This window comes from Streptosporangium sp. NPDC051023, from assembly GCF_040689595.1.
GTDB lineage: Bacteria > Actinomycetota > Actinomycetes > Streptosporangiales > Streptosporangiaceae > Streptosporangium.
The window spans coordinates 1-6,594 of sequence record NZ_JBFBCE010000173.1; the positions used below are offsets into that span (position 1 = coordinate 1).

The window sequence follows — 6,594 nt, forward strand, 5'->3', positions numbered from 1 at the left end:
GAGCCGCCGCCGTCGGCGACGTGACCCAGGGGCGCGGTGGCACCGCGATAGCCACGCCCAGACCGTGACGACCGACACGGACTGGGCGTGGACCCCCTCGCAACCGCGTTCTCCCCTCACCCCTTCCTGGGATGGCCGGGGTAGGTGCCGAACGACCAGCGGTTACCCTCGGGGTCGCCGACCATGAAGTCGCGGGAGCCGTACTCTGTGTCGTAGGGCTCGCGAACCGGTCGCGCCCCCGCGGCGACCGCTCTGGCGAAGGTCTCGTCAGGGGCGTCGGTGACGAGGTAGGCACCGAACATACCGGGAACCAGCTGACACAGGTCGTCCTCGGCGTCGCGTACGCTGCCGAGCATGATCCCCCCGCCCGGCGGCCAGGCGAGCTCGGCGTGGTCGACCCGGTCACCGTCACCGTAGACCACGGTCTCCTCGAAGCCGAAGGCCTCGACGAGGAAGCGGATCAGGCCACGGGCGTCCCGGGCGCGCAAGATGGGCCAGGCCTGAGGTGGTGGAGTGTTGTCCGTCATGTCGCCGAGTCTTCCGCCGGGGCGGTGCTCCTGGCTTGGACGTTTCGGAACTCCTCGGCCAGCCAGCGACTCGGCGAACAGCCCGCGAGCGCGCCGAACTCACGGGCCAGATGGGCCTGGTCGCAGTAGCCGCACGCGGCCGCCAGCCCGGCCAGCGTGAGGCCGTCCCCTGAGGCGGCCGAACGCTGCAGCATCCGCCGTGCCCGGTCGAAGCGCACGACCCGCGCCGCCTCCTTCGGACGCAGGCCGATCTCGGCCGCGAACCTCCTGCTCAGGTAACGGCCGCTCCAACCGGCCTCGCGCGCCAGCTCGGAGGCGGTCACGGTGCCGCCGGTCACCAGCAGACGCCGCCAGACCCGCGCCACCTCCGCGGGCAGCGCGGGCTCGGCACGGGCGCGTTCCAGCAACAGGGTGTCGAGGGCGGCGAACCGCCCGGCCCAGTCGTTCTCCAGGAGCATGCGTTCGCGCAACCGGTCGGCCAGCGGCCCGACGACGTCCGCCAGGTGTAGCTCGGTACCGGCCAGCTCTCCCGCGGGCAGCCCAAGCATCGCTCGCGCGCCCAGCGGGGTCAGAGCGAGCTGGACACCGGACTGGCGCCCCTCATGGATGATCAGCACCGGTGTGGTGTGCAGGCCGCCGACGAGCGCGTCGTAGCTGACCGGCACGGTCCGCCCGTCGGAGTGCGCGGCCATGACGAGCGGGTCGTCGAGGGTGACGATCAGCGTGAGGTACGGCGAGGGCAGACCGCGGTGGCGTCCCGGCAGGCGCCCCGTCTCGCGGTAGCCGGTGTATCCGGCGACGAACGGCCGCAACACGGGCGGTGGCCGCCGCGAGACGATCTCGACCGTGGAGTCGTCACAACCGGCCCCGGCCATCCGTCATCCCCTCGCATCTTCTCGGGGTCTCCCCACGCAGTCCGCGGGCCCGCGAAGGTCCCCGCTCCTCGCCCACCCCCTCGCCCGCGACGCGGCCCGCGAGAACCGCCTGCGCCCGCGAGGCGTGAGGAGTCGCGATCAGCCTACTCGCCCGGGTACCGGGCGACACCGGGCGACACCGGGCGACACCGGGCGACGAGGTCACCAGCAGGAACACGAGCGCCGCCAGCGCCAGCGCCGTGGCCAGGCCGTACATCACGGCGGCGCCCGAGGACAGGGCAAGCCCGCCGAGCGCGGTGCCCAGGCCGATTCCCACGTAGATCGCCGAGGCGTTCAGAGAGACCACGAGCGAGGCCTCCCCCGGCGCGGCGGCGATCAGGCGGTGCTGCTGCGGCGGCGTCTGACACCAGCTGCTCCCACCCCACAGCGCCACCAGGACTCCCACCACGAACGGAGACCGGGCACCCGTGACCGCGATCAGGCAGAGCAGCCCGAGAGTCGCCGCCATCGTGAGGTACCCGGCGCCCAGAACCCGCACCGGCCCCCAGCGATCGGTGGCGTAGCCCGCCAGCATGTTGCCCGCGACGGCGCCGAGGCCGTACAGCGACAGCGTCCAGACCACCCCCGAAGCCGTGACCCCCACGGCCTCCAGCGCCGGGACACTGTAGGCGTAGACCACGTAACCCGCGCCCATCCCGATCACCGTGAGCGGCAGCACGGCCAGTACGGCGGGCTGCCGCAGCACCGAAAGGCGGGCTCGCAACGGCACGGGCGGATTCCCCGGCAGAGCAGGCATGACCATGAGCACGCCCGCGCAGACCAGCAGGCACAGGACGGCCACCAGGCCAAGCGCGGTACGCCACCCCAGCCAGCGGCTCGCCAGCTCGCCCAGGGGCACTCCCACGGCGGTCGCGACGGTCAGGCCGCCGACCACGACGGCCAGCGCCCTCGCCCTCAGCCTGGCGGGCACCAGCGCCGCGCCGACCGCCCCGGCGTTCGGCGTGAACGCGGCCGCGCCCGCGGCCGCGAGCACACGGGTGAGGATCAGCGTGGGAAAACCCGGTGAGAACGCCGAGCCCAGGTTCGCCAGGGCCAGCACGGCCAGCGCGCAGGCCAGCAGCGCCCTGCGCGGCATCCGCGCCGTCACGGTGGCCAGGACCGGCGAGAGGATGGCGTACGCCGCCGCGAACACGGTGAGCGACTGCCCCGCCACCGTCTCCGTCACCTTGAGCGTCTTGGCCATGGACGGCAGGAACCCGGTCAGGACGAAGGCGTCGGTGCCGACCGCGAAGGTGCCCAGGGCCAGTACCAGCGTCGAGGACAGCCCTCGCGCGCCGGACCCGGCCCCGCCGACCTCCCGCTTCTTCCTCTCCCTAATCGGGACATCAAACATCCTGGTTGTCCTTCCGCCTGTGTGCGGACCGCCGGCCTCACCCGCAGGAACCCCGGCGGGGCCGCCCGCCCGCTCGTACTCGTCTGTCTGGAAGTGGCCGGAACCGTGAAGGTGGCCGAGGCCACAGAAGGCGCCGGAGCGCCGCCGGATCAGCCGCCCACGCGCTCGTAGCGGCGGCGCGCCCGCTCCGCGGCACCGGGCGACGCCTCGGCCATCAAGTCGGCCAGTGTCCGCGAGGCCAGCTCGCGCCGCCACGCCAGCTCAGCCCTGCGCATCGCGACGGCTATGCCGCACGACCGCTCGAACTCCCGGGCGGGCGTGTCCTCCCCCGCCCCCCGCTGCCGGATCTCCGTGCAGCGGAACGCCTCATCCGGCCCTTCGATCGCCGCGACCACGTCCATCATGGTGATCTTCTCCGGCGGTCTGGCCAGCCGGAATCCCCCCTGGACCCCGGGAGTGGAGACCAGTACGCCCGCGCGGACCAGCGCCTGCAGGCGCTTTTTCAGATACTCGGGCGGGAGCTCGAACCAGGCCGCGATCCTCGCCGTCGGCATGGGCCCCTTGTCCTCAAGCCATGCCAGAGTGAGGCAGCAGTGCAACCCCCACTCCACTCCTTCACCCATCCGCATAAAAGGGGATATTACACATCCCGATTCGTCCCGCTCCAACGGCCCGCACCACACGGAAAACCCGTTGGACGGACCGGACCGCCCGGATAGGTTCGATCAACCGTTCCGACGAGGAGATTCCATGATCGTGATATCCGCGGCAACCGGCGCCCTCGGGCGCCTGACCGTCGACCATCTGCTCACCCGGGTACCGCCGGGCGAGATCGTGGCCGCCGTGCGCCGCCCCTCCGCCGCCGCCGACCTCGCCGCCCGCGGAGTCGGCGTGCGCCACGCCGACTATGACGACGGCGAGAGCCTGCGCGAGGCGTTCGACGGCGCGGACCGGCTGCTGCTGATCTCCTCCCCCGAACTGGACCCCGCCCGGCGCCTGTCCCAGCACCTGACCGCCGTCGAGGCGGCCGTGAGCGCGGGTGTCGGCGCCCTTGCCTACACGAGCTTCCTTGGCGCGGACACCTCGGGCGAGGGCGTGACCGAGGCACACCACGCCACGGAGAAGGCCATCCTCGGCAGCGGCCTGCCGTACACGATCCTGCGAAACCCCTACTACAGCGAGGCGTTCGTCAACCCAGGCCTCAGTGCCGCCGTCGCGGCGGGCGAGCTGAGGGACGGCACCGGCGGGCGCGGCCTCAACACGGCTCTCAAGGCCGACCTGGCCGAGGCCGCCGCGAACGCGCTGACCGGTGACGGACATCTGGGCCGCGGCTACGACCTGACCGGCCCGCTGTGGACATATCCGCAACTCGCCCGGACCCTTGCCCAGGCCTCCGGCGTCCCGGTCGCCTACCGGGAGGGGCCCGACGAGGCGACCGGCCCCATGCGCTGGCTCAACGCCCAGGTGCGCGCGGGAGCGCTGGAGAGGCAGAGCGACGATCTCCAGCGGCTGCTCGGCCGTCCCCCCGTGTCTCTGGCGCGGGCTGTCGAGGCCGCCCTCCGTGCCGCGTCGGCGGAAACTCAGGCCGGGGCCTTTACAAAGTAGATCAGGTGAGGTCGTCGAACGCGAGCGTCATCGGGTTTCGACCGCCATCCGCAGGCCGAGGCCGATCAGCACCACACCGGAGGCCGCCTCGAGACGGCGGCGCACGACCGCCCTGTTGAAGAACAGCTTGGCGCGCGACACCATCCAGACGAACAGGGTGTACCACGCGATGTCCACCAGCACCCAGACCACCGCCAGCGTGGTCAGCGTGAGCGGCACGTTCGCTCCTTCGGGGACGAACTGCGGTAGGAACGACATCGCGAACACCGCGGCCTTCGGGTTGGCCAGGCAGGTGCTGAAGCCCAGCAGGTAGGAGCGGCGCCATCCCGTTCCCGCCTCCTCACCGGGCCCGTCCGAGGGCCCGTCCGAGGGCCCGCCCCCGGGTACGGCCCGCGGCGCAACGGCCTCCCCGCTTCGCTCCCCGCCGTCCCGGCCTGCACGCCGGACGTTCCTCAGCGACTGGACGCCCATGACGACGAGGAGGGCCGCGCCCGCGACCCGCATGACGTCGTAGGCCATCTCCGAGGCGAGCACCAGCGCGGAGAGGCCGAACGCGGCGGCGAGCGCCCACAGCAGGATGCCGGTCTCGTTGCCCAGCGTGGCGGCCATGCCCGGCCGCCGTCCCGCGCGCAGGGTCTGTCTGAGGATCACCGCGGTGCTGGCCCCGGGGATCATGGCGACCAGGAAGCACGAACCGACGAAGGCGAGCAGGAACACACCCTCATCGTGCCGGGCACCCCCGGCACCCGCAATCACTTTAATCGCGCGCCGCGGGACCTGTCCTATGCCCCGGGACCGGGGCGCGTCCACGCCACTCGCGCTGCAGGATCGCGTAGACGACCTCGTCCACCCACTCCCCCTTGACCAGCTCGTTCTCCACCAGATGGGCCTCGCGGCGCATGCCCAGGCGCTCCAGGACCCGGCCTGAGGCGTGGTTGCGGCCGTCGATGCGGCCGATGATCCGGTGCAGGTCCAGACCGTCGAAGCCCAGCTCGAGCAGTGCCCTGCCCGTTTCCGTCGCGTACCCCTTGCCGTGGTGGCCGGGATGGAAGACGTAGCCGATCTCTCCGCCGCGGTGCTGCGCGCTGTGCCAGAACAGCACGCCGTCGCCGATCAGCTCGCCGGTCTCGGCAAGCTCGACCGCCAGGGCGAGGGCCTGCCCCTCCTCCTCAAGCGCCGTCTGCTTGATCCTGATCTCCAGTGCCTCCGCGACCTGCTCGCGGTCACGGGGCCCCCAGTACAGGTAGGGGGTCACCTCCGGCAGCGACTGGATGGCGTACAACCCGTCGAGGTCGTCGGGGGTGAAGGGGCGCAGGATCAGGCGGTCGGTACGAATCGGAAAGGAAGGTCTCAGCATCCGGACAGGCTAGGCCACCCGGCGGAAGGGGGCGACCCTATTTCGCCTCACCCGTATCCCGCTCCTGGGGCGTGCGGTACAACTCGGAGAGCCCGGCGGCCGTGGCGGCCATCAGGGCGCGCAGCTCGGGCGGCTCAAGAACCTCGACGTCCGCGCCCAGGCGCAGCAGCAGCCAGTGGGCGTGCCTGGTGGACTCCGTCGGCAGGCGGATCACGGTCCAGCCCCGCTCGTCCGGCGGCCCCGCCTCGGCCATGGCCGCGTCGACGATCTCGGCGCCGACGGTGTAGCGCAGCATCTTCTCCACGCCCGGCGCCACCCGTACCAGGGCCTCTCCGGTGTGCATGCGCGTGCGGAAGTCCGCCGCGTAGCTCTCCCAGTACGCGGACAGGTCGAAGTCGGCGGGCCGGTCGAACCTGCCGTCGAGGATCTCGGCGGTCACGATCCTCGAAACCCGGTACGTGCGCGGTCCTCCCCCGTCAGCCGTGGCCACGAGGTACCACGTCCCGCCCTTGAGCACCAGGCCGTACGGGTGCGTGAGGCGTTCGACGTCGCGTGGGCCCCAGCGGCGGTAGGTCATCCGCATCGGACGCTGCTCCCACACCGCCTCGGCGACGTCGCCGAGGAAGGGCGTCTCGTCCGCGTCGCGGTACCACCCGGGAACGTCCAGGTGGAAGCGCTCGCGCATCCGCGCGGCGTGGAAACGCGGCTCGGGCGGCAGCGCGGCGAGCAGCTTCAGCTCGGCGGCCCCCCATGACGGCCATCCTGGTCATCGGCTCTGACGGCACCTTCGCCCTCGACGGCGTCGCCGAGCGGTTCCTGACCCCTCGCGAGGTCGCG

At 72.2% G+C, this 6,594-nt stretch carries 8 protein-coding genes; 1 reads left to right on the forward strand and 7 read right to left on the reverse strand.

From position 1 onward, the window contains the following. Positions 1 to 116: 116 nt before the first annotated feature. The 4 genes from AB0395_RS47300 to AB0395_RS47315 form a co-directional block, all read right to left on the reverse strand. On the reverse strand, positions 117 to 527 hold the full coding sequence (locus AB0395_RS47300) for a VOC family protein (RefSeq protein WP_366294688.1): 411 nt from the start codon (positions 525 to 527) through the stop codon (positions 117 to 119). After that, positions 524 to 1,402 (reverse strand): helix-turn-helix domain-containing protein, encoded by an 879-nt coding sequence (locus AB0395_RS47305; protein ID WP_366294691.1) that lies wholly within the window; start codon positions 1,400 to 1,402, stop codon positions 524 to 526. Before AB0395_RS47305 ends, AB0395_RS47300 begins: the two co-directional genes overlap by 4 nt. Next, on the reverse strand, positions 1,383 to 2,795 hold the full coding sequence (locus AB0395_RS47310) for an MFS transporter (RefSeq protein WP_366294694.1): 1,413 nt from the start codon (positions 2,793 to 2,795) through the stop codon (positions 1,383 to 1,385). Before AB0395_RS47310 ends, AB0395_RS47305 begins: the two co-directional genes overlap by 20 nt. A 149-nt stretch (positions 2,796 to 2,944) precedes the next feature. Continuing rightward, positions 2,945 to 3,424, reverse strand: coding sequence for an Rrf2 family transcriptional regulator (locus AB0395_RS47315; RefSeq protein ID WP_366294696.1), 480 nt, complete (start codon positions 3,422 to 3,424; stop codon positions 2,945 to 2,947). Between the two features lie 121 nt (positions 3,425 to 3,545). Between AB0395_RS47315 and AB0395_RS47320 the strand changes: the two genes are divergently transcribed. Beyond that, positions 3,546 to 4,400 (forward strand): NAD(P)H-binding protein, encoded by an 855-nt coding sequence (locus AB0395_RS47320; protein ID WP_366294699.1) that lies wholly within the window; start codon positions 3,546 to 3,548, stop codon positions 4,398 to 4,400. Between the two features lie 27 nt (positions 4,401 to 4,427). On the opposite strand, the gene AB0395_RS47325 is transcribed toward AB0395_RS47320, so the two are convergent. The 3 genes from AB0395_RS47325 to AB0395_RS47335 are packed head-to-tail and all read right to left on the reverse strand — an operon-like array spanning position 4,428 to position 6,442. Beyond that, a complete protein-coding gene (locus tag AB0395_RS47325) occupies positions 4,428 to 5,117 on the reverse strand; it encodes a LysE family translocator (protein WP_366294702.1) in 690 nt (229 codons plus the stop codon). A 40-nt stretch (positions 5,118 to 5,157) separates the two neighbouring features. Continuing rightward, on the reverse strand, positions 5,158 to 5,757 hold the full coding sequence (locus AB0395_RS47330) for a GNAT family N-acetyltransferase (protein ID WP_366294705.1): 600 nt from the start codon (positions 5,755 to 5,757) through the stop codon (positions 5,158 to 5,160). A 37-nt stretch (positions 5,758 to 5,794) separates the two neighbouring features. Then, entirely contained in the window at positions 5,795 to 6,442 is a 648-nt protein-coding gene (locus AB0395_RS47335) for a WYL domain-containing protein (protein WP_366294708.1), read from the reverse strand. Positions 6,443 to 6,594: the final 152 nt, after the last annotated feature.